This is a genomic window from Mucilaginibacter sp. P2_D11 (genome assembly GCF_056404435.1).
In genome coordinates this window covers 39,771-63,874 of record NZ_JBFUEA010000010.1, presented here as the reverse complement: position 1 = coordinate 63,874, position 24,104 = coordinate 39,771, and the positions used below count along the sequence as shown (strand labels likewise).

The window sequence follows — 24,104 nt, the reverse complement described above, 5'->3', positions numbered from 1 at the left end:
TCAATAAGACACACCGGTTAAAGGGTTAAAAGATACTGTCCTGTTTTCTTCTACGGGGATGGTGAACGTGCGCCCCTGTATGGCAATTACGGCCTGGCCTTTCACCACCACGTCGATTTTAGGGTTAAACAAATCTGATAGCCTCGCCTCGCCCAGCAAATTTAGGTTATCCACTTCTATCTTGATAGGGATATTGGCTACGCCGCCGGCTTTTTGGTCGATAGCATCGGTCATTTTCCAGTTGGCAATTACGTTGGTGCCCCCTTTACGATAGATATCCAAATCAAGGCTCTGCAGCTGGTAATCGAAGGGGAAACTATTTTTCACCTGCACCACCATATTGAAGCCACTTTTACTGAGCCCGGGCATACGGCTAAGCCTTATCTGTTTTATCCGGAAGTTAGAATCGTTCTGGAAGGTACGGCTAAGCTGATCGCTTACGGCATGTTTTACGTTCAGCTTTATATCCTGCTTTACCGGTACCGTAATATTCATGCCCAGCGCCCTTACCCTATTGCTACCCTCTATCCTGAAAACAGCGGTATCTGTAGCCAAAAGTTCGGGGAACACATCGGCCAGGCTCCATATATTCAGCTGCGATACTATTGGGATGATGATGGTATCATTGGCCGGCAATTTGACATCCTTTTCGATGCTGCTGCTGCCTACCAACTTGCCCTTATAATACGTTTTTACATCTGATGCCGTAAGCGTAGAGCCGATGCTGTTAGGATTATATACTTTGAAATTGATATACGTTTGCAGGATAGAATCTTTAAGCGAGCCTATCTTTACAGATTCCACATTGATGAAAACGGGCTTTTTTGCGCATGACGCCATTAACAGGCTATACAATAGCATGGCGCAAAAAAGCATTAGTCTGCTTTTGGCCGGTAAAAGCCTGTTGATTTGTAGCGTCATCATATCGTGTCTTTCCGTTTTAAGGAGATGTAAGTAGCCGTGTACATAATGGTAGCCAGTATAAATACAGCCAGCACGTTCTTGTCCATGCCGTTGAAGAGGGTGACTATAGCCTCGCCTTTCTCTTTAAGTTCTTTGTTGTAATAAAAGTGGATCTCGTTCCTTGGGGGGAGTACAAAATGCTTGGAGCCCGGTGGCAATTCTTCTTTAATCACGTTCTTTTGCAAACGCATCAGGCCCTCGGTACCCCAGCGGCCGAATGTAAAGTAGCTGATGATTACCACCGCCAGTTTCTGAAATGGTGTTACGATACCGGCCAGCATAATCTGCGGCATCAGCGCAATGGGCACTACGGTGAGCACTTTCTCGGTATTATCGAAAAAGGCCGACAAGAACAGCCCAAACAATGTAGCAGCAGAGGATATCATGAACATATAACCCATGTTGGGCAGAAACGCGCCCAGATTTTCATCGCTGTGGAAACGCAGCTGTACTATGGTTACGAATATAAGCACCTGCACCAGGGCTATCAATGATAGCACCGCCCATTTGGAGAGTACGTACATGTGTATATTGAGGTTGTACATGCGCTCGCGCTTATAAATCGGGAATTCGGCCACTATTTCTTTGGAAGAGTTACTCACCCCGAACCATATAGCCGAAACAGACATCATGAACAAAACCTGCGGCATTATCTTAGGGAAGATAATAGCTACCAGTCCGCCGATGATGAGGGGCTGGGCCAGCAGCAGGTATAGGTTGTCTTTATCGTTGAATTTAATATTGAGGTAGCGCACCGTTAGCCAATAAAACTGCCGCCAAAGCGAGTTCTGTTTGTCGGCTACGATTTCCTTAGGCGCGTTCCGTTGCGTAGATGCCCCTTTAGGCGGTACATAATACCGCACATCGAAAGGTTGGCCCTTGGTGTCGCCGCACTGGGTGTACACTTTAATAATGTTATCCACCTTAAATTTCTCCAGCAGTTTGGCCTTGCTGCCATCGTGCACCAAATAACCTTTGGCCGCCAAAAAAATCACCTTATCGGCATAGTTCAGGTCCTCGGGCTTGTGGGTAACCATTACGATGGTAGTGCCCTTACGGGCCAGGTTGGCCAGCGATATCAGGAATTTCTCGATCGTTTCGGGATCCAGCGGCGAGGTGGGCTCATCTAAAAACAGGATGGTAGGCTGGCTAAGCAACTCTACTGCTATACAAATACGTTTGCGCTGCCCGCCCGATAGGCCACCTACTACTTTGTTGATGATATCGCCATCATCCTCATCGAAGTTCAGATCTTTTAATACTTCGCTTATTTTCTGCTGGATAGCCACTTCCGAAGTGCCATCAGGCAACCTTAGCTTGGCCGCCAGGTAAAGCGTACGAGCAACGGTAAGCTCTTTGTGTATGATATCGTCCTGAGGTACGTAGCCTATCTTCTTTTTAAGCAGGTGATAGTTTTTGCGAAGCGACAGGCCGTGGATGAAAACATCGCCCGAGGTTGCAGGGCTATCGCCATTCAACGTTTTTAGCAAAGTTGATTTACCGCAACCGGACGGGCCCATTAAAGCCACTATCTGCTTAAATTCTACTTCTATACTTAAAGGCTGCAAGCCAACAAAGCCGCTCGGATACTTCTTGCCAATACCTTCGGCGCGGATGGCCACCTCGTTGCGCAAATCGCGGTACCCATCTTCCAGGCTAAAATAGTGCAGGTGGATAAGTATGGTATCCGCCTTATCTATTACCCGGAGTTGCCTTGGGGGGATGCGTATCTCGTTTATGTAGGTGCCGTTCTTCGAGTCCAGGTCCTCTATATAATAGCTGCCATCGCGGTAGGTTATTTGGGCATGCAGGCGGCCAACTATCTTATCATCGGGCAGGGCGTCCGGCAGGGGGATATCGTTAGTGCTAAGGCGGCCAATTTTTATGGGTAACTTAAGGGCAAGCAAATCTTTGAAACGCTTGTTCAAATCGCCCGTGCTTGATGGTTCCGGCGATGAAGTTGCATTCAGCTTCGGCTCAGCGCTTGATTTCGCGTCGGCAAACTTCAGTACGTAATTTTGCAGCGTAACTTTATCGTTGCTGCCAACCAGGTACCATTTGCCTGCTTCCAGCCTTACGCCGTTTACCAGCACACCGTTGGTGCTGCCCGCATCGCTTATCATGGCCTTGCCATCCTGCAGCATCACATCGGCATGGTGCCTGGATACGCTGGCGTTATCTATCTGCACATCACTCCCCGACCCTTTACGCCCTATGGATACCGTTTTGCCCTCGATAAGGGTACGGTTAACGCCTAACTCATCTATTTTAAGTATCATTATCTGTTGGCTATAGCTTTATTATTGGTTTAGCAACACGTTTAAGCATTTGCGACGATTGGCCGATGAAGGGTGCGTAGAAGTAAAACGGGCAAGCAGTTTCTTATGCTCCATTTTTTCGAGTTCGCCAAAAAAGGAGTTGAACGCGCTTGGGTCCATGCCCGATTTTTTTACCAAATCAAAACCTGTGGCATCGGCATCGTACTCATCCATCTGGTCGAAGGGTGCAGATATAGCCATGGTTGCATTGATGGCTACGTTTGAAAGCCGCTGGTAGTTGAGTTTTTCGCCCATGCTGGCAATAAGGGCTATTTTTTTCATTTTGCGCAAACAGTGGTGGTTAAGGATGTGGCCCATCTCGTGCCCAACAACAAATGCCAGTTCGTCTTTAGATTTAACGAATTTCAACAATTCGGTGGTGATATAGATATAATCGCCAATGGTTGAATAGGCGTTTACTTGATCTGAGTTGAGGATATAGACATGGTACGTGCGGGATGGGTCTGACGAGTAGGCAGCCATTTTAGTAACCAGGCCACGCACCATTGCCAGGCTGCGGGGGTCGTTTGCCAGGTTGGGCTCCTGCGAGTTCGTGAACATCTGCAGCCCCAGTTCGGCTTCCTGGTCTGGCGTAATATTCCCCAACTTATCTAACTGCCGGTTCTCGGCACGTTTTACAACATCGGCCGGGCGATCGAAAGCGCTGCCGCAACGGTCGTAACTGGCAAAGGCCGACAGCCCCTTTTTATAGGTCGCCATAATCCGGTCCATTCTCTCTTTACTAAGTTTGGTGTCTTGTGAGAAAGCGTTGATTGTTGTAGATACAATAACCAGCGATACTATGATGTATTTTTTCATTGTGTTTTTATATGATATAGGATTGGTTGAAAAATGTCATTTTTAATATTAAAGAGATAAAACAATGCCGGGGGCGACGGCCTTAAAGGGTTGCTTTATACGCGCTAAGGCGGGAAAGCATGCGGCTGCAAGGCTGTATTGTTCATCATTTGGTTTATAAGGTTTGTTTAATAAAAATCTATTCTTCTTATGCTGATTTTGCAGGTACTATGCTGCTTTTTTTATGGCTGCAAGCTATGACACTTTCTTAAGGACCACCTCCCGTTTCAGCACCGTATCTTGTGCCTTAAACACCCGCGCAAAACCGCCTCTTCCTAAGAGGTCGGTTTTGGGGTTGTATTTGTAACGGGCGTGGAAATCCATTGCCTGCTGCTGTTATCGGTAACTAATCTACTTTGTTGCCTTGTTTATCAATCTCGAACCAGCTGCCGTTAAGCTTTACTTTCATGGTAGGTTTGCTAATGAGGTAGCCGTTGTCAACATCGTCATACAAGAACGCTACTACAGTTTGGCCGTATTTGTTGATGAAGCCCCATTTGCCACCCATTTTAACAGCGGCTACGCCTTCGTTAAAGCTCCAGGCATCCTCGTATTTGATGGGGATCTTCACATTGTCGTATTTATCTATAAAGCCCCATTTGTCGTTCAGCTCTACAGCAATGAGTCCTTCGGCTGCCAGCCTGAAGGCCAGATCGTATTTTAAAGGGATAACTACGTCCCCGCTCTTATCTATCAAACCCCATTTGTTGTTCAGCTCAACGGGTACTACGCCATTGAAGAAACCGTTTGCCGATTCGTACTTGATAGGGATAACCAATTGCTTATCGGTATTGATAAAGCCGTACTTGCCGTTCAATTTAACCCTGGCCATGCCCTCGCGGAAGCTGGAGGTTTCATCGTACTGCGTAGCTGTTCTGCCACCGCCGCCGGAACCTAAGCCGCCGGCCGAGCCCAGGCCACCTACACCGCCTTTACCGCCGGAACCTGAACCGCCCGAGCCGGAACCTAAGCCACCGGCCGCGCCCACACCAGCACCACTACTGCCTGAGCCTGAGCCGCCGCCGGAACCAGAACTACCCGAGCCCAGGCCACCTACACCGCCTGTGCCACTGCCGCCGCCCGATGGGGCAGTAACCACGGGCTTATCCGGCGTTTGCTGCCTTACGGTTGGCTGATTTACCGTTTGCGGCTTATCTGCCAGCGTTACCGGTTTTGGTTTAACACCCGGCAATGGCTTAACTCCGCCCACAGGTGCTTTCACAACGGTATCTACCTTTGGCACAACTTTTTTAGGCGAATCTACCTTGTTGGTATCTTTTTTTGTGGTGTCGTTGGTATCGGCCGTGCGTTTGCTATCGCCGAATTTATCTTTGTTAACGAAGGCTATCACCCCTATCAGCAGCAATACCGCCACTATGATAGCAGGCACCTGCCAACTGCTTTTTTTGGCTGGGACCGGCACAGGTACCGGCTTTGGCCTTGGTGCAGGTTGCGGCACGGGCTGGGTTTGCGGCCTTGGGTGCACCATGGTTGCCCCCGGATCCAAAGGTTTTGGCATCACGGTGGTAGCACCAGAGTCGAATGGTTTAGCATACTGCATGGTACCCGATAGGTCGCGGGTTTCGCCGCCATCTGCGGACACCGGTGCTGCAGCCGGTGCTTTGCCTTCCAGTATCGCCAGCAACTCATCTGCATTTTGCACTCGTTGCGAGGCATCTTTTATCAGGCAGCGCTGCGCCATTGCCCGGTAAGGCTGTTTAAGGGTTATAAGCTTGGGGAGTACCTGTTCCAGATCGAGTATGTTGTTCATCATCTGCTCGGTACTGGCGGTAGGGAACAGCTTTAGCCCCGGCATGGCCAGTTCGTAAAGCATTACGCCGAAGCTCCACAGATCCAGATTAGTGCTTATGCGGCCATCTATACCGTATTTAGCCGGATTGAATTGTTCAGGAGCCATAAACTCTATAGTACCCATCAGTTGCGAGGATGCGGTGCCGCCGGTTGCTCCCGTATCTTTACTGATGCCGAAATCGGTTATCTTGGCCACAGGGCCATCCTCGGTATTATTTACGAGGATATTCTGCGGCTTCAGGTCGCGGTGTACGATGTGGCGTTTGTGCAAAAACGACAGGCCCTGCAATATGCCCTTCAGCAAGCCATCGAGGTTTTCCGGATGCGCGTTGATGTATGCTTTAAGTTCGCCGCCGTTGATATATTCCATAATGCCCACCTGGTGCTTCTCCTCTTCATTGAACGCGCTTACCGATTCTACAAAGGCTACATCATAGTAGCGGCAAAGATTAGGATGATCCAGCTTGATCACTTTCTTTATCTCGGCAACCAGATCGTACTTGGTAGATGCCTCGGTATTGAATACTTTGAGGGCAACCTCCCTATCCAGCAGCGTATCGTACGCCTTGAACACCCGGGCGAAGCCCCCTTTACCCAGCAAATCTGTCCTTGGGTGGTATTGGTAACGGTCTTTAAATTCCATCGTATTAGTTTATTTAGTGTGTTGTTTATTGTGTGTTAGTTTATAGTCTGGTTTTTCTAGTATTATGAAAATAGCATTTAGCTTAGTCGGAAAGATAATATCCGGGCGAAATCCCCCTTACCCGGCAAATCTCTGCCAGAGTGATATTTGTAACGATCTTTAAGGTTCATAATTGATTGTGAAAGGTATCAAAAAAAATAAATCAAATATTTAAAACAGCAATAAATCGCTAATTATTAATTTATTAACTTATTTAAATAATACTATTGTTACGGTTTTTATAATGCGCCATAGTTAAACTAAAAGCCGGGCGGGCGTGGCCTGTAATACCCATCCATCTATCCGGGCCTATATTAATGAGTTTAATGTAGTTGCGCAATACCGTATAGTAGGTAAAAGAACTTGCGGATATTGCGTAAAACAGCAATTTCGGGAGCGCGGCCGACGTTTTTTTTGGATGAGCCGGTATATTCTTCTGGATGATTATCATAATACTTTATAGTTTTTAGTGTTAACTAATACTATATAGGCGCGGGTCGCCGGATGTCATTCATTTTTTTGTGTTTTTTTTTGGAGATGTATCGCAAAAAACCATTCCGATTACCTCCAATCAAAAGGTAGGAAAAAATTCCTAAATAAATTTGGATGGTAGAAAATAATTCCTACCTTTGGATTATGGATACCAAAAACGAGCGGCAAATGGTGGAGCCAACCAAATCGGAACTGGAGATACTACAGGTACTGTGGGAAACCGGACCAGCCACAGTGCGCACCGTTAACGACGAATTGCTGAAGCAAAAGGAGGTGAACTATAGCACCACCCTTAAGTTTATGCAGATTATGACCGAAAAAGGTTTACTGAAGCGCGACGACAGCCAGATGAAGCATATTTACTGCGTAGCCGAAGCGGAGGAGAAAACCAAGGCGCATCTGCTGGATAAATTCGTGGATTCGATGTATAAAGGCTCGGCCGGCAAACTGGTAATGCAACTGCTGGGCGATAAAAAACCATCGAAACAGGAACTGCAGCAGATAAAGGACCTGCTTGATAAATACGAAGAGTAATACCCTAGCACCCAAAAAACCACCCAATGGAAACGATACCCAACCATCTGATAAATGCCATTTGCGACACGCTGCTGAGCTCTCTTTGGCTGGGACTTTTATTGGCGGCGGCTGCCGGGCTGGCCGTGCTCTGCACCCGTAAGCAAAGCGCGCAATTACGCTACAACCTGTTGGTTGGGGGCCTGGGCGTTTTCACGGCCGCGGTGCTGTTCGTATTCGTGAAACAGATGTTGGCGCACCAAACGGTATCAGGTACTGTTGCCGCGCAGCCTACCGCACTGCCAACGATAGTTATATCGCAACAACACATCGACACGAACAAATACAATCATATTGCCGGCCTGCTTCGTGCACATGCAAACAGTATCGTGCTGGTGTGGTTGCTTATTGTGTTGGCCAGGGCATTACAGCTGCTTACCGGCTTACAGAGCCTCTACTTTTTAAGACGCAGGCAAATTGCAGCCGTGGGCGATGAATGGGCAGAGCGGGTACAGCAACTCGCTGACCAGATGGGTATCAAGCGTTTGGTGGGCATTGCAGAATCGGGCATGGCTAAGGTGCCTATGGTAATCGGCCATTTGAAACCACTTATCCTTATCCCGGCGGGCTTAATTACCGCCTTACCTCCCGCGGGCATCGAAGCCATATTAGTGCACGAACTGGCACACATCCACCGCCGCGATTACCTGGTGAACCTGCTCATCAGCAGCCTGGAGGTGGTGTTCTTCTTCAACCCCGCCGTGCTTTGGCTGGCCGCGCTTATCCGTGCAGAACGCGAGAACTGCTGCGATGATATGGCGCTTGCCCAAACCGGCAGCAAAACCAATTATATCAAAGCCCTTGTGGCCTGCCACGAATACCAGGCCGCTGTACCTGCTTATGCCATGGCTTTTGGCGGGCAAAAAAAACATTTGCTGGGCCGTGTAAAACGGATGCTATCTAACAGCAATGCATCATTAAGCATAGCCGAACGCGCTGTTTTAGCAGTCGGTTTACTTATGGCCGTATTGTTCACGGCGGCATTTACCAACCCGGATAAGGTGAGCAAACTAGTAGCTAAAGCTAAACATGCTGCAAGCACCATTACTAAAGTTGCCGAACAGAAAGCGCAAAAGCCCGACACCCTACAAAAGCTTTCGCCATTGGGCAAACCGAAAAATGTGGCTGCATTAAGCGTGGCAGACCCGATTGCCCACCTGGATACGCCGCAGCTAACGATTTACCGCCCCGAACAAATTGGCGACCCAACCGATATACTCATAGGCAATGGCGACATACAAACCCGCCTGGTAAAACTGGATGGCGTTTTATACCAGTTGAACAGCCACGCCGATAAGCTGATGTCTATGCAGGTGAATGGCAAAACTGTACCTACGGAAGATTATCCTCGTTACCTAAGTGTTATCGATAATCTTATGCAAACGAAATTGCGAGGCATCACCAGGCCTTTAAAAGTTACCGCGTCTCCCCTATCGCCGATCAGTACCGGCCTAAGCAACTTAAAGCAGCAGCCCGACTACAATACCAATACGCAGTACAATGCCAATAATAACGCCAATTACAATGCAAATTACAATGCTTATAAGGCCGGCGCATTAGCCTATCATGACGGTACAGCGAGAGAAAGACTAACTTCCGACCTGATTGCTGATGGCATCATCAAAAACGCTGACGAGCTGACATCATTTAAGTTAAGCGATACGGAGTTCATCGTAAACGGCAAAAAAATACCCGGCGAAACCTACCTTAAATACCGAAAAGCATACGTAAAAGCACCCGAGAACGGCAAGCAGGGCACCTGGACATGGAAGTATAACTTCGACTAAAAGTAACCGAACCTACACAGAATAACAACAAGGGCTTTCAGTCCCAGCAGGATAACTATGGCCCTAAACTAAGAAAAACAACATTTAACCTTTAAAACCCAACCATCATGAAATTAAGGATAGCGGCCCTCATTGCCGTATGGATAAGTATTGCCCCAATTTTGGCGAGGGCACAAAATACGTACCTGCTTAGCGGTAAGGTACTCAGCGCTGAACAGAAGGCATTAGATGGCGCAACCGTTTACCTGCTAAAAGCACAGGATTCTACACTAATAAAAAGTGCCCTTACTGATGCGTCGGGCAATTTCGCGTTCGCGGGGCAGGCTGCGGGGAATTACCGCCTATCGGTTACTATGCTAGGTCACATAACAGCCAAAATCGGCCCCTTCAGCTTGTCTGCAGATTTGAAACTGGCCGACATCGTGCTTACTGCCACCAACAAGCAGTTGCAGGAAGTGACAGTAACTGCCGCGAGGCCCTTCGTAGAGCAGAAGATAGACCGCACGGTTGTAAACCCCGAAGCGCTCATCAGCAATGCAGGCAGCACCGCATTGGATGTATTGGAGAAAGCGCCCGGTGTAATCGTAGACCAAAACGGCGGTATTACCCTTAAGGGCAAAGGCGTTGTCATTTTTATAGACGATAAGCCCACCTACCTAGCCGGTGCCGATTTGCAGAATTACCTTCGTTCGCTCAACTCGGCGGGTATCGACCAGCTGGAACTGATGACCAACCCTCCCGCCAAATACGATGCGGCGGGCAATGGCGGGGTAATCAACATACGCACCAAACGCAATAAGGCAAAAGGCTTCAACGGTGGGCTAAATTTGGCTTACATACAGGGTAAACTTGCCAAAACCAATAACAGCCTCAATTTGAATTACCGAAGCGGCAAGCTCAACTTATTCGGCAATTTCAGCTATAATTACGGTAACTCCTTTACCGACCTTACCATCAACCGCCATTTTTTTGATGCCCAGGGCAACCTGTTCAGCAACTTTATGCAGGCCTCGTACATCCGCAGCCGCAGCAATAACTATTTGGCCAAGATAGGTGCCGATTATTACCTTTCGGATAAAAGCACGCTGGGCGTAAATTTCACGGGGCTTTACAACCCGGCAAACCGAAACACGCCGGTTACCAGTCTTTTTACGAACGCTGCAGGGATGCTGGATTCTACCGTATTAGCCGCCAACAGCGAACGCACGCTGCTGCGCAACGGTAGCGCCAACATCAACTATCGCCACCAGTTTAAAAAAGATGGTCCGCAGCTAAGCGCCGACCTGGATTACCTGAACTATTATACCAACGACCGGCAATCTTTCGATAACCACAGCTTCTTTGCCGATGGCAACCCAAAAGGCAGCGACCTGCTTACCGGTAGCCTGCCGGCGCATATCGATATCTATTCGGCCAAGGCCGATTACGAGCACCCCCTTTCCAGCGGAATCAAGCTGTCGGCGGGCCTAAAATCGAGCTATACCAAAACCGATAACGTTGCCGATTATTTTTATTCTACAGGCGGCACCACGTCGCCCGATTATGGCAAAACCAACCATTTCCTCTATAAAGAAAATATAAATGCAGCTTACCTAAACGCTTCGCGCGAGTTTATGCGCTTCTCGTTCCAGGCGGGCCTACGTTTGGAGAACACCGTGTCCAATGGGCACCAGTTGGGCAACGCACAGAAAGCCGATTCCAGTTTCCGCCGCAATTACACCAGCCTCTTCCCTACCTTTTACCTGCAATACAAGGCCGATACCGCAGGGCTCAATGTATTCAGCATAGACTACGGTCGCCGTATCGACAGGCCATATTACCAGGATTTGAACCCCTTCCTTAATCCGCTGGATAAGTTTACCTATTATACAGGCAACCCTTTCCTGAAGCCATCGTTTACCAATAACATCGAAATATCGCACACCTACCACGACCGTTTTACCACTACTTTTAGCTACAGCAACACCAAAGACGACGTGAACGAAACCATCGAAATAGTGAACGGCATTTACTACAGCAGGCCAGGCAACATCGGCAAAAGCACGGTGATGACTTTATCTTTTGATGCCTCTTTCGACCCTGCGAAGTGGCTCAGTATACAGTTGCACACCCATGCCACGCAAATCCATTCGGTAAGTGATTTTTATACCGGAACGCTCGACACCAAGGGAACCCTGTACTTCGTAAGGCCGGTATTCAGCTTTAAAACCGGCAAGGACTGGACCTTGCAGCTCGACGGCGGGTATCAAACCAAGGTAACCAGCGCACAGTTCGTTATCCAGGGCCGGGGGCGGGTAAATGGTGCAGTGTCTAAAAAGCTTTCCCCCGCCGCTTCGCTAAAATTGGTAGTAAACGATATATTCTACACATTCCAAACCCACGGCGCAATAAACAACCTGGCCAACACCACGGCCAACTGGATAAACCGGTCAGATAGCCGTACGGCGGTATTGTCCCTATCCTACCGTTTCGGCAAATCTATTGCCGGGCAGCGCAAACACGATGCTAACGGTGCAGAAAGCGAGCAAAACCGGGTGAAGAATTAGCATTCAATTGCAATAGGGTAAACAAAGCATAACAAAAACTTAATACGCCATACCACACAGAATAGTAAACAATGTTTAGTTTTGCTAAACATTGTTTACTATGATTATGGCCAAAACCGAAGCTCCTTCGTCAAACATCTTCCCGGTAAAAATATTTGCAAACCCTGCTTGGGCACTGGTGGCCGCCTTCGGCACGTACTTTTGCATGTATGGTTACCGCAAGCCCTACACCGCTGCATCCTTTGCAGATGCCGGTTATTGGGGGCTTAGCTACAAATTCAGCCTCATCATCGTACAAACTATCGGCTACGTATTGGCCAAATGGTTCGGCATTAAATTCGTTTCCGAAATAAAAGCCCATCAGCGCATCACCGCCATTATCATACTACTGGCCTTCGCCGAGACGATGCTATTGTTGTTCGCTATAACACCCCGCCCCTGGAGCCTTGCCTTCATGCTGCTTAATGGCCTGCCGTTGGGCATCATCTTCGGGCTGGTACTGAGTTTTGTAGAAGGGCGCAGGCAAACCGAGTTCCTGATAGCGGGGCTTTGCGCCAGCTTTATCCTCTCAGATGGGGTGTCTAAATCGGTAGGCGCGTTTCTACTATCCGCCCACGTAAACGAAAACTGGATGCCTTTTATGGCTGGGCTGGTGTTTATGCTGCCCACCGCGCTCTTCACTACCATGCTGGCCTTCGTGCCGAAACCCACGGCAAGCGATATCAAATCGCGCTCGGCACGCATACCCATGACGGGAGCCGACCGCCTCCGGTTCTTCAAAAAATACATGCCGGGGCTCATCGCCATTATCCTCATTTACTTATTCGTAACCCTGCTGCGCAGCGTACGTGCCGATTTTGCCTTAGAGCTATGGGCAGGCCTGGGATATACCCACACGCCGGATATTTTTACTACCTCAGAACTATTAGTTTCGCTCGGCGTTATCGTGATAACCGGCCTCGCGGTATTCGTGCAAAGCCATTACAAGGCTTTCAAAGTGTCGCTGCTTACCAGTTTCGTGGGCTTCCTCATCGTTTTGCTAGCTGCTGTGGGCTTGAATTACGGGCTGGGAAAATTCAGCTTTATGGTGCTCGTGGGTTTGGGCGTTTATTTGCCCTATGTGGCTGTACACGCCGTAATTTTCGAGCGGCTTATCGCCATTACCCGTGAAAAGGCCACGGTGGGTTTTCTCATGTACATCGTAGATTCTGTAGGTTATACCGGCTATATCGGCCTGATGCTGATGCGGTTTTTCCTGCCCGCATCAGATACCATGCTGTCCTTATTCCTAAAGATATGCATCTGCCTGGCTATTGCCGGCATGCTGCTGATGGTTTTCACGCATTTATATTTTAAAACAAAACTAAAAGTTGATGAACCAACAAATGCCAACATTCCCACAGGGGCGGGCAGCGCTGTTTGAGGGCGTAGGCAAGCCCTTTAAGGCGATAAACCGCGAAGCACCAAGCCTTGCCAAAGGCGAGATACTGGTCAAAAACCGTTATACTACCCTTTGCGGCAGCGATATACACACCTACTGCGGCCACCGCAAAGAGCCCGACGAGGTAGTTTTAGGCCACGAAATCATCGGCGATATCCTTTGGTTACCACCAGGTGAAGATGTTAAAGATTACCGGGGCGAGTCCGTACAAATCGGCGACCGGATCACCTGGTCTATTTTTGCGGTGCCGGCCGGCATTGAGGCCCCGCGTGCAGATATGCCGCAAAAAAGCCAAGGCCTGTTTAAATACGGCCATGCGCAAGCTACAGATACCGACCTGTTCAACGGCGGCCTGGCTGACTACTGCGTGTTGAGGCCAAACACGGCTTTCCTGAAGATATCGCCGCAGATACCCATGAAAGTTGCCGCTACCATCAGCTGCGCGCACGCTACCGTGACCGGTGCCTTGAGGGTTGCAGGCGATATAAAGGGCAAAAAGGTACTGGTTTTCGGTGCCGGGCTTTTGGGCATCTCCTGCGTGGCTATGTGCCGTGAAGCCGGTGCAAGCTGGGTGGGCCTTATAGATAACGATGCATCGCGCTTAAGCTGGGGCGAAAAGTTTGGTGCCGATGAGCAATTCATCTTCCCTAAAAACCCGGTAGATGGGCTTTTCCCTTGGCCACAGGCGGATGTAGTGTTCGATATGACCGGCCACCCTGAAGCGATGAAAGTCGGTGTAGAGTCGCTGGGTCTGGGCGGCTGCGTTGTTTGGATAGGCGCGGTTTTCCCGGCAGCACCTGTGCCTGTGGATGCACAGCGCGTGGTGCGCAACCTTTTAGAAATAAAGGGCCTGCACAACTACAATTATGCCGATTTTGTGAACGCCACCATTTTTATAGAGCAGAACTACGAGAAATATCCGTTTGAGCAACTGGTAGAAAAAGAATACACCCTTGATGAAATTGCCGAAGCCTTTAAATACGCCAGCGAGCAAAAGCCGGTACGCGTGGGCATCAGCATAGATAATGAAAACTAAATAAATACGATAATTATGGAGCAGAGAATTAAAATGGTGGTTTTTGATATGGCCGGAACCACTATCGACGAGAATAACCTGGTTTACAAAACCCTGAGGAAAGCCATCAACGAAGCCGGTTTCGACTTTACGCTGGACCAGGTACTGGCCGAAGGTGCGGGCAAAGAGAAGAAACAAGCCATACGTTCGGTGCTGGCTGCCTTCGCCGGTATAGAAGACGAAGAATTTACCAACAAGATATACGATAGCTTTTTGCCGCAGCTTACAGAGGCTTACGTTACTGCGGATATCATCCCCCAGCCTAATGCCCTGGAGCTTTTTGCCGAACTGAAAAAACGCGGAATATACGCCGTGCTGAATACCGGTTACGACCGCACTACCGCGCAATCTATCATCACCAAACTGGGCTGGCAGGAAGGCGTAAACTATGATGCCATGGTTACCGCTACCGATGTAGGCAAAAACAGGCCCGACCCGGCCATGATCGTGTTCGCCATGGAAAAATTCGGCATAACGGATGCTGCCGGTGTAGTAAAAGTAGGCGACTCCATCATCGATATGCACGAAGGGCAAAACGCTGGCTGCGGCTTAAGCATAGGCATTACTACCGGTGCACACACCCTGGCGCAATTGCAAACAGCCAACCCCAACGCCGTAATAGACAATCTGATTGAGCTATTGCCGCTAATCGACTAAGCAAACTGTTCTCTATTAAATTCGCCGCAAGTACCTGTTAGGGGTGCTTTGCGGTTTTTTAATGTAAAAGAGCGTGCAAAACCAAAAAATAAATCCATACGCTCAATCGGCCTCATATCCTCTCAAACTACCTTATTGCTAACAAATTAGCGCATTTGCGTTAACTGTGATTCGTTGCGGTTTAATGTCATTATTTGACGCTTAACAATTTGATAATGTAAAATATTCATTACCGAAAAGTGGCACATCTAAATTTATCCTCATTCACATGAAGCTTAAGATTTATTTACAATCTGCTTATTTGGAATAGGATATGAAGAAAGTATTATTCATTACCGGGTCTGTACATCAAACATCGCAAATGCATCAGATTGCTTCTGAGCTTTTTGGGGTTGATTGCTGGTTTAGCCAGGTATTTGCCGATAGCCCCCTGATCAATTTCCTTACGAACAAGACCACTTTGTTAAACGGCACCGTGCTGGGCGGTCAGTTTAGGGTCAACGCCGAAAAATATATGCGCGAGCACGGCCTGCAGGTAGATTACGGCGCCCGCCTGCATCAGTACGACCTGGTGGTGTATTGTTCTGATATGCTTATCCCCCACCGCCTGCGCAAATTCAAGACGGTTTGGGTGCAGGAAGGCATGGTTGATAGGATGACGCCATTTAGCAAGGTGGTGAAAGCATTGAAGCTGCCTGCTGCATTATCGGCCAATACCTCATTGAACGGCTCATCAAATATCTGCGACGTTTACTGCACGGCTTCTGAGGGTTATAAGCAATACTTCAGCAAGCTGGGCACCGAGAGCCGCAAGCTGGTGGTAACCGGCATACCCAACTACGATAATGCCCAACAATTCAGGGATAACGATTTCCCCTACCACGATTACGTGATGGTAGCCACTACCGATATGCGCGAGACATATCGTTTCGAGAACAGGCCCGCATTCATCAAGGAGGCCGTTAAGATAGCCGCAGGCAGGCGCTTGCTGTTCAAATTCCACCCTAACGAAGATTTTGAGCGCGCCGAAGCCGAGATACGCGAGCATGCACCACAAGGCACCCTGGTGTTCCGCACGGGCAATACCAACCATATGATCGCCAATTGTGCCGAGCTCATCACCCAATATTCTACCGTGGTTTTCACGGGCATCGCGCTAGGTAAAAAAGTGCATTCCTGGTTCGATGTACCTACCCTGCATAAGCTTTCGCCATGGCAAAACGGGGGCACTTCGGCACAAAATATCGCCGCAGTATGCCAGAGCTACCTGGATTATCAGGGCGATAAAAAACATTTCGACCCAACGGCAGCCATGGCAGAGGCCATAGCCCATCATTCGGTATTAAACGAGGTTTATGCAGGATAAGGTAGTCATTGTGATACAGGCCCGCATGGGTTCCAGCCGTTTGCCGGGTAAGGTAATGCTACCCATACTTGGCCAAAGCCTGCTGGCACGGATGATAGAGCGGCTGCACATGGTGAAACACTCGGTTACGCTGATCGTAGCCACCTCCGAAAATCCCGAAGACGACATAATAGCGCAAGAAGCCGAAACTTTGGACGTAGCCTGCTATAGAGGCAGCGAAAACAACCTGCTTGACAGGCATTACCAGGCCGCACAATTGCTGGATGCTACAGGGGTATTAAAAATCCCGTCTGATTGCCCGCTGATAGACCCTGCCGCCATAGATGCCGCGCTGGAATATTTCTTTGCAGCAGGCAGCCGTTTCGATTATATCAGCAACCTGCACCCTGCTACCTGGCCCGATGGCAATGACGTAGAAATAATGACCATACAATGCCTGGCCCGCGCGCATCAGCAGGCCAGCCGCCAATTGGAACTGGAACATACCACGCCTTATATATGGGAGAACCCCGGGCTCTTCAATATAGGCAATATTTCCTGGGAAACGGGGCTGGATTACTCCATGTCGCACCGGTTTACGATAGATTACCGGGAGGATTATGAGTTCATCAGGGCGGTATTCGAGGAGCTTTATCCTTCAAAGCCGGAATTCTCCTGTGCAGATATACTGAACCTACTTGATGAGCGGCCCGATATCATGGCTATCAACAGCGCCTACGCCGGGGTAAACTGGTACCGCCACCATCTGGATGAATTGAAGACCATAGATGCCGGCCAAACCAAAACCATTACGCCAATACACCCTCAACCCATTAACTTATAAATGGAAAAAATAGCATTAAACGTACGCGAACACATCATCAAAATGGCTACCGATGGCGGCTGCTTCATCGGCGCATCGCTTTCTGCGGCCGACCTGATGGTTTACCTGTACACCAGTTTCCTGAACGTAAACAACGACAACCTGGAAGACCCCGACCGGGATTACCTCTTCCTATCCAAAGGCCACGATGTGCCTGCGCTTTACGGAACGCTTGCAGAACTGGGCATCATCGAGAAAAGTCGCCTTGCCAATCACCTTTCGCTTAACGACCATATTTACTGGCACCCCAATACACATATACCAGGCATAGAATTCCATTCGGGTTCTTTGGGGCATTTGCCTTCGGTGGCTGTGGGCGTTGCCATGGATATTAAAATAAGCGGCGGCAACAACAAAGTGGTTTGCATTTTGGGCGATGGCGAACTGAATGAAGGCAGCTGCTGGGAAGCCGTGCTGGTGGCCAACGCCTATAAACTGGATAACCTCATCTTCGTGATAGACCGCAACCAGTTCCAGGCCAATATACGCACGGAAGAACTCATCCCGCTGGAGCCACTCAAAGATAAGTTTGAAGCCTTTGGCGCGGCGGTAAAACGGGTAGACGGGCACGATTTCGGTCAGCTGGAAGAAGCCTTCAGCGCCTACCCTTTCCAAGCGGGCAAACTGAACGTGGTGATAGCCGATACCGTGCGCGGCAAAGGACTGCCGAGTATAGAAGAACGCGCCGACAGGTGGTTCTGCAATTTCTCCGGCCAGGAGATAGACCAGCTATTGCTCGAACTCCACGGCGAAGTCGCCACCACCCTTACATCCGAAACCTTAATCGTCCGCTAAGATGACCTACGAAGAATTACTCACCGAGACCGCCCTCGCAAACGAACAGGTAGTTGTGATGACCGCTGAAAACCGTGCGCTCGTGCGCAATCTGCCGGGCATATTGGGCAAAAGGTTTATAGATACCGGTATAACCGAGCAAACCATGATAGGTGCAGCAGCCGGCCTTGCGCTCAGGGGCCGCATCCCGGTGGTGCATGCGCTTACGGCTTTCTTAACCATGCGCGCTTTCGAATTCGTGCGTACGGATGTAGGCATAGCCAACCTGCCGGTAAAGCTGAGTGGCTTTATCCCCGGCTTTTTATCAGATGGCAACGGCCCTACCCACCAGGCTATTGAAGATATTTCGTTGATGCGCGGCATCCCTAACATGACAGTGTTCGCCCCGGCAGACGAAGATGACCTGGTAAAAATGCTGCCCGCCATCTGGCAGTCGGCGCAGCCAGCGTATACACGCATTAACACACGCAAAAGCAGCTATCAGCATGCGGATTACGTACCCGGTAAGGCCGAGATTATAGCAGAGGGCAGCGATGTAACCATACTCACCTACGGACTGCTGTTCGAGCAGGCACTGATAGCCGTAGAAATACTGAGGGCTGAAGGACTTTCGGTTGGCTTAGTAAACATGCGCAGCTTGAAACCGGTAGACGAGCAAGCGATACTGGATGCGGCCAAATCTAACCTGCTGGTTACGCTGGAAGACCATTTCCTCACCGGTGGCCTGTACAGCATCGTTGCCGAAGTACTGCTTAAACACCGCCAAACGGCCAATGTGTTGCCTTTTGCGCTGGAAGAACGCTGGTTTAAACCCGCTTTATTGCCCGATGTTTTGCAGCACGAAGGCTTCACAGGCAAACAGATAGCCGAAAAAATACTGGGTTACCGCACCACCAGCGAGCAGCCTGAAATATTACTCACCGAATTTTCAGAATAAAAAGATATGGCCAATAAAATTGCTTTAAACCAGGATTATCCGCAGATAACCCAATCCGACGAATTATACGCCCGTGCGCTGAAAGTACAGATGCCTGTAACGCAAACTTTGGCTAAGGGTCCCGGCCAGTTCACCAAAGGCGTTGCGCCAAAATATCTGGTAAAGGGCAAAGGCTCGCATGTGTGGGATGTGGATGGTAACGAGTACATTGATTTCAACGCGGCGATAGGGCCATTATCGCTGGGTTATGCCTACCCTGCTGTGGATAATGCCATCAGGCAGCAACTGGAAGATGGTATTACCTTTTCGTTGATGCACCCGCTGGAGGTGGAATTGTGCGAACTGGTGCAGCAGGTTATCCCCAATGCCGAGGCGGTGAAAATAGCCAAAACCGGTGCCGACGTATGTTCTGCCGCCATCCGCGTAGCCCGTGCGTTTACTGGTCGCGATAAGGTTTTTTGCTGCGGCTACCATGGCTGGCACGATTGGTACATCGGTATAACCAGCCGCAACGCAGGCATCCCGGAAGCGATACAGGATCTTACCTACACCTTCGAATACAATGACATTGAATCGATAAAGGCCGCCTTAGACGAAACCGTAGCCGCGCTGATACTGGAGCCCTTCATCTTCGAGGCACCAAAGCCGGGATTTTTGCAGGAACTGGCCGCCGTATGTAAAGAAAATGGAACGCTGCTCATATTCGACGAGATGTGGACCGGCTTCCGCATAGCCATAGGCGGCGCGCAGGAATACTTTGGCGTAAAAGCCGATCTGGCCGTTTACTCCAAAGCATGCGCTAATGGCATGCCTATAGCCCTGCTCACCGGCCGTGCCGATGTGATGGATTTGTTCAATTCGCAGGTGTTCAGCTATACCACTTTCGGCGGCGAGGCACTTTCGCTGGCGGCCTGCATTGCCACCATCAACGAGTTGATAGATAAAAACGTACCCCAATACCTCGATACCAAAGGAGCCTTGCTTAAAGATGGCTACAACCAACTGGCCCTTGAATTGGGTATGGATAAATACACCCGCTGTATAGGCTACAACTGCCGTAGCATGGTAACCTTCACGCCCGATGCCGGCAACGGCCTGGAAGTAAAAACCCTAATGCAACAGGAAATGATCAAACGCGGTGTGCTGTGGGCCGGCTTCCACAACATGTGCTACAGCCATACCGACGAGGATATCGCCTATACCCTATCGGCATACCGCGAGGTATTGCCCATAGTAAAAGAAGCTATAGAAAGCGGCAATCTTAAAAGCTACCTGAAAGGCGAAGTGCTGGAAGCCGTTTTCCGTAAGGTAAGCAATTACAATATCAAACCAAAAGCAAGCGCACTGGCCTGATGGAACTATTCAGCTTAAAAGGCAAAACGGCTATCGTAACCGGCGCGCTTGGCCTCATCGGCAAAAAGCATTGCGAAGCATTAGCTATGGCTGGTGCAAACGTAGTGGTTGCCGATATGGATGGCAAGATGGCGCAGCACTTTGCGCAACAATTGGGCAAGGGTCACATGGGCATCGGCATCAACGTTACAAGCAAGCAATCGCTACTGGATGCTGCGGCACTTATTTATGAGCGATACGCCAGCGTGGATATTTTGGTGAATAATGCCGCCATCAATGATATGTTCGAGAACCCGGCATTGGCCAAAGATCTCTCGGCATTCGAGAACTACCCGCTGGATGCTTTCCAGAAATCCTTGGACGTAAATGTTACCGGCGTGTTCCTGTGCTCGCAGGTGTTCGGCACAAAAATGGCCAAAAAAGGCAGCGGCAGCATCATCAATATCGCCTCAACCTATGGCGTAGTAGGTCCCGATCAAAGCATCTACCGTAACGCGTTTGGCGAACAAACCTTTTTCAAATCGCCGGCATACCCGGTTACCAAAGGCGCCGTAATCAATTTCACACGCTTTTTGGCCGCCTACTGGGGCCACAGGGGCGTTAGGGTAAATACGCTTTCGCCGGGTGGCGTAGAGAACAGCCAGGACGAATTTTTCATACAAAGTTATTCAGCAAAAACGCTTTTGGGCCGTATGGCCAAAGCAACCGATTACCAGGGTGCCCTCATTTTCCTGGCCAGCGAGGCATCGGCATACATGACCGGCGCAAACCTAATCGTAGACGGCGGGTGGACCGCAATTTAAACTAAAGAACCATGAAAGAAATCGTAAAACAAAAAGCGACAAAAATTAAGTTACTGATTACCGATTGCGACGGCGTTTTAACCGACGCAGGCGTTTATTACGGCCAGGACGGTGAGTACCTGAAAAGATTCAACATCCGCGACGGCATGGGTGTAGAGCGTTTGCGCAAACTGGCGGGCGTAGATACCGCCATCATCACCGGCGAAAAATCGCCCTCGGTAATTACCCGTGCGCAAAAACTGCAGATTACTGAGCTGCACCTCTTCGTGAAAGACAAGCCGCAGGTGCTTAAAGAAATCATCGCCCGCCTGCAACTCGCTGCCGAAGAAATTGCCTACATAGGCGATGATTATAACGATATGGAAGTAATGCAACTGGTGGGCCTCACCGCCGCACCTGCCGATGCCTTGCCTGCCATAAAAAACACCGTTGATTACGTTTGCCAGGCTAAAGGTGGCGAAGGCTGCTACCGCGAATTTGCTGAGTTGATCATCGATGCGAAGAACGATACCGTGACTGCGCTGCCTGTAAAATCGGGCGTGATTACTTTAAGCAACGGCCGCAAGATAGGCCCCGGCCAACCGGCATATATTATTGCCGAAATTGGCATCAACCACAACGGTTCGCTGGAGATTACCAAACAACTGATTGATGAAGCCGTTACCGCCAAAGCCGATGCCGTAAAATTCCAGAAACGTACGCCGGAGATTTGCGTACCGCGCGACCAGTGGGAAATTATGCGCGATACCCCTTGGGGCCGCATGAGTTATATCGATTACAAGCGCAAAACCGAATTCGGCATCGCCGAATATGCGACTATAGACCAATACTGCAAAAAAGTGGGCATCGACTGGTTCGTATCTGCCTGGGACGCACCTTCAGTAGACTTTATGGAGCAATTCGATACCATCCTGTATAAACTGGCATCGGCATCGCTTACGGATTTCGAATTGATTGAAAGGATATTAGAAACCGGCCGCCCGTTGATGCTATCCAGCGGCATGTCTACCATGAAAGAGATTGAGAATGCCCTGCGTTTTGTGAATGATTTCGACCCGAATTACCCGGTGTTCCTGGCGCATTCAACATCGGCTTATCCTTGCAAACCCGAGGAGCTCAACCTCCGGATGATCAATACTTTGGCCAATAAATTCCCCGGCATCCCAATAGGTTACTCTGGCCATGAAACCGGGCTGGCCACCACTGTTGCTGCGGTAGCCCTTGGCGCAACCTTCGTAGAGCGCCACTTTACCTTAGATCGCGCCATGTGGGGATCCGACCATGCCGCATCTGTGGAACCACAAGGTTTCCAGCGCCTCGTGCGCGATATCCGCGATATTGAAACCGCCGCGGGCGACGGCATCAAACAAGTTTACGAATCTGAACTGGCCCCCATGAAGCGCCTGCGCGTAAACATTGGCGGCGAGTATAAAACAAAGCCATTGGTGTAAATGCCGCAGTTAGATGTTATTACCGTAACTACCGCTATCCTGTTTTGCTGGATAGCGGTAATTATTACCTGGGAACGTGTATCGCCCTACCGTAAGGGCCTTCCCTTTTTGCGCGATGGTTTTTGGGTTGATTTGGTATGGTACACGCTGATACAGAGCTATGTGCTTAAGATAGTAATCTTCGATTACCTGATAGCGCCCATGCAAAGGCATTTTGATTGGTCGCGTTTCCAGTTCGTGCAGCATTGGCCTGTTTGGGTGCAAGTGCTGTTTTTCCTGGTGATGCACGATCTGTATATCTACCTTTTCCACCGTTTTCAGCATAGCAATAAATTTTTCTGGCGGATACACGAGGCACACCATTCGGTAAAACAGGTCGATTTTTTGGCGGGCTCTCGCTCGCACGTGATGGAAATCATCATCAACCAAACCATCGAGTTCGCACCCATCATACTCTTAGGGGCAGATCCGGTGGTGGTGCCCATCAAGGCCCTGCTCGATTCCATGTTCGGCCTGTTCATCCACGCCAACATCAAGGTTAACCTGGGCAGGTTCAAATACATCTTCAATACCCCCGGCTTGCATTTGTGGCACCATGCCAATTACCAGGAAGTGTTCCATGCTAATTTCGCTACCAAATTCTCGGTGTGGGATTACCTCTTCGGTACGGTTTACGATCCCGGCCACGCCCCCGGCGACAGGCCCGAAAACTGGGGTTTGTACTACGAGTACCCGCGCGATTATTTCCTGCAGCATGCCTTCTCGGTAAAACGATTCGACGAGAAGAAGCTTTTGAAATACCCCTGGTTTAAGTGGTATTACGATTTGCGCCCCAACATCATCAAGTTTGTTACCCGCAAGGCACCCAAACGGACCAAAGCGCAAGATGCTGCGTCGCAACCGCCCATGTTAACCGTAAACCAATAGCCCATGGCCTGGATATTCCTTATCATCGCAGCGGCTTGCGAAACCGCCTGGACATTCTCGCTCAAACTGATGAAATTCAGCGAGCTGAAAAAACTCAACTTCCAAACGCTGCTCGATCCGGCGGTATCGCTGCCGGTAATATTGCCATTCGTGGGCTATATCGTATTCGGCCTGGTGAATATCTACTTCTTTTCGCTGGCAGTTAAACAGATGCCTATGGCCATCGCCTTCGCTGTTTGGACGGCCGTAACGCTTATCTTCATCAAATTGACCGAGGTGCTCTTCCTGAAACAATCCGTGTCCGGCCCCGAAGTATTCTTCATGCTAATGATTATGGGCGGCATCATCGGGCTGAAATCTTACGTCACCACGCAGTAAGCAGCTGTATTATTTTTTATAAGAGGTT

At 49.5% G+C, this 24,104-nt stretch carries 21 protein-coding genes; 15 read left to right on the top strand and 6 right to left on the bottom strand.

Annotated elements, in window-relative coordinates:
* The 6 genes from AC1DXC_RS16655 to AC1DXC_RS16630 all read right to left on the bottom strand — a co-directional run bounded on the left by AC1DXC_RS16655 (position 1) and on the right by AC1DXC_RS16630 (position 7,084).
* Positions 1-924: an LEA type 2 family protein gene (locus tag AC1DXC_RS16655; protein ID WP_477460293.1), complete on the bottom strand. Its 924-nt coding sequence runs from the start codon at positions 922-924 to the stop codon at positions 1-3.
* Positions 921-3,242: an ATP-binding cassette domain-containing protein gene (locus AC1DXC_RS16650; RefSeq protein WP_477460292.1), complete on the bottom strand. Its 2,322-nt coding sequence runs from the start codon at positions 3,240-3,242 to the stop codon at positions 921-923. The genes AC1DXC_RS16655 and AC1DXC_RS16650 overlap by 4 nt, the downstream gene beginning before the upstream one ends.
* Before the next feature lie 21 nt (positions 3,243-3,263).
* A complete protein-coding gene (locus tag AC1DXC_RS16645) occupies positions 3,264-4,100 on the bottom strand; it encodes a M48 family metallopeptidase (RefSeq protein ID WP_477460291.1) in 837 nt (278 codons plus the stop codon).
* A gap of 234 nt (positions 4,101-4,334) precedes the next feature.
* The gene (locus AC1DXC_RS16640; RefSeq protein ID WP_477460290.1) at positions 4,335-4,463 is read right to left on the bottom strand and encodes a hypothetical protein; all 129 of its coding nucleotides are present in this window, start codon (positions 4,461-4,463) and stop codon (positions 4,335-4,337) included.
* A gap of 22 nt (positions 4,464-4,485) precedes the next feature.
* Entirely contained in the window at positions 4,486-6,594 is a 2,109-nt protein-coding gene (locus tag AC1DXC_RS16635; RefSeq protein ID WP_477460289.1) for a protein kinase domain-containing protein, read from the bottom strand.
* Between the two features lie 253 nt (positions 6,595-6,847).
* Positions 6,848-7,084, bottom strand: a complete 237-nt coding sequence (locus AC1DXC_RS16630) for a hypothetical protein (RefSeq protein ID WP_477460288.1) — start codon at positions 7,082-7,084, stop codon at positions 6,848-6,850.
* A gap of 185 nt (positions 7,085-7,269) precedes the next feature.
* On the opposite strand from AC1DXC_RS16630, the gene AC1DXC_RS16625 reads away from it, so the two are divergent.
* The 15 genes from AC1DXC_RS16625 (at position 7,270) to AC1DXC_RS16555 (ending at position 24,076) form a co-directional block, all read left to right on the top strand.
* Positions 7,270-7,659 carry a BlaI/MecI/CopY family transcriptional regulator gene (locus tag AC1DXC_RS16625; protein ID WP_477460287.1) on the top strand — a complete coding sequence of 130 codons (390 nt, stop codon included), beginning with the start codon at positions 7,270-7,272 and terminating at the stop codon, positions 7,657-7,659.
* Positions 7,660-7,685: 26 nt separating this feature from the next.
* The gene (locus tag AC1DXC_RS16620) at positions 7,686-9,485 is read left to right on the top strand and encodes a M56 family metallopeptidase (RefSeq protein WP_477460286.1); all 1,800 of its coding nucleotides are present in this window, start codon (positions 7,686-7,688) and stop codon (positions 9,483-9,485) included.
* Between the two features lie 107 nt (positions 9,486-9,592).
* Positions 9,593-12,031, top strand: coding sequence for a TonB-dependent receptor (locus AC1DXC_RS16615; RefSeq protein ID WP_477460285.1), 2,439 nt, complete (start codon positions 9,593-9,595; stop codon positions 12,029-12,031).
* 106 nt (positions 12,032-12,137) lie between these two features.
* Positions 12,138-13,454, top strand: a complete 1,317-nt coding sequence (locus tag AC1DXC_RS16610; protein ID WP_477460284.1) for a DUF5690 family protein — start codon at positions 12,138-12,140, stop codon at positions 13,452-13,454.
* Positions 13,405-14,508 carry a zinc-binding dehydrogenase gene (locus tag AC1DXC_RS16605; RefSeq protein ID WP_477460283.1) on the top strand — a complete coding sequence of 368 codons (1,104 nt, stop codon included), beginning with the start codon at positions 13,405-13,407 and terminating at the stop codon, positions 14,506-14,508. The genes AC1DXC_RS16610 and AC1DXC_RS16605 overlap by 50 nt, the downstream gene beginning before the upstream one ends.
* Before the next feature lie 15 nt (positions 14,509-14,523).
* A complete protein-coding gene (locus tag AC1DXC_RS16600; RefSeq protein ID WP_477460282.1) occupies positions 14,524-15,204 on the top strand; it encodes a phosphonatase-like hydrolase in 681 nt (226 codons plus the stop codon).
* A 313-nt stretch (positions 15,205-15,517) separates the two neighbouring features.
* Entirely contained in the window at positions 15,518-16,570 is a 1,053-nt protein-coding gene (locus AC1DXC_RS16595; RefSeq protein WP_477460281.1) for a hypothetical protein, read from the top strand.
* Positions 16,560-17,393, top strand: coding sequence for a cytidylyltransferase domain-containing protein (locus AC1DXC_RS16590; protein WP_477460280.1), 834 nt, complete (start codon positions 16,560-16,562; stop codon positions 17,391-17,393). The genes AC1DXC_RS16595 and AC1DXC_RS16590 overlap by 11 nt, the downstream gene beginning before the upstream one ends.
* The gene (locus AC1DXC_RS16585) at positions 17,394-18,227 is read left to right on the top strand and encodes a transketolase (RefSeq protein ID WP_477460279.1); all 834 of its coding nucleotides are present in this window, start codon (positions 17,394-17,396) and stop codon (positions 18,225-18,227) included.
* A 1-nt stretch (position 18,228) separates the two neighbouring features.
* On the top strand, positions 18,229-19,164 hold the full coding sequence (locus AC1DXC_RS16580; RefSeq protein ID WP_477460278.1) for a transketolase family protein: 936 nt from the start codon (positions 18,229-18,231) through the stop codon (positions 19,162-19,164).
* A gap of 6 nt (positions 19,165-19,170) precedes the next feature.
* Positions 19,171-20,517: an aminotransferase class III-fold pyridoxal phosphate-dependent enzyme gene (locus tag AC1DXC_RS16575; protein WP_477460277.1), complete on the top strand. Its 1,347-nt coding sequence runs from the start codon at positions 19,171-19,173 to the stop codon at positions 20,515-20,517.
* Positions 20,517-21,320: an SDR family oxidoreductase gene (locus AC1DXC_RS16570; RefSeq protein ID WP_477460276.1), complete on the top strand. Its 804-nt coding sequence runs from the start codon at positions 20,517-20,519 to the stop codon at positions 21,318-21,320. The genes AC1DXC_RS16575 and AC1DXC_RS16570 overlap by 1 nt, the downstream gene beginning before the upstream one ends.
* A gap of 11 nt (positions 21,321-21,331) precedes the next feature.
* The gene (locus AC1DXC_RS16565; protein WP_477460275.1) at positions 21,332-22,771 is read left to right on the top strand and encodes an N-acetylneuraminate synthase family protein; all 1,440 of its coding nucleotides are present in this window, start codon (positions 21,332-21,334) and stop codon (positions 22,769-22,771) included.
* Positions 22,772-23,698, top strand: a complete 927-nt coding sequence (locus AC1DXC_RS16560; protein ID WP_477460274.1) for a sterol desaturase family protein — start codon at positions 22,772-22,774, stop codon at positions 23,696-23,698.
* A gap of 3 nt (positions 23,699-23,701) precedes the next feature.
* The gene (locus AC1DXC_RS16555; RefSeq protein WP_477460273.1) at positions 23,702-24,076 is read left to right on the top strand and encodes a DMT family transporter; all 375 of its coding nucleotides are present in this window, start codon (positions 23,702-23,704) and stop codon (positions 24,074-24,076) included.
* Positions 24,077-24,104: the final 28 nt, after the last annotated feature.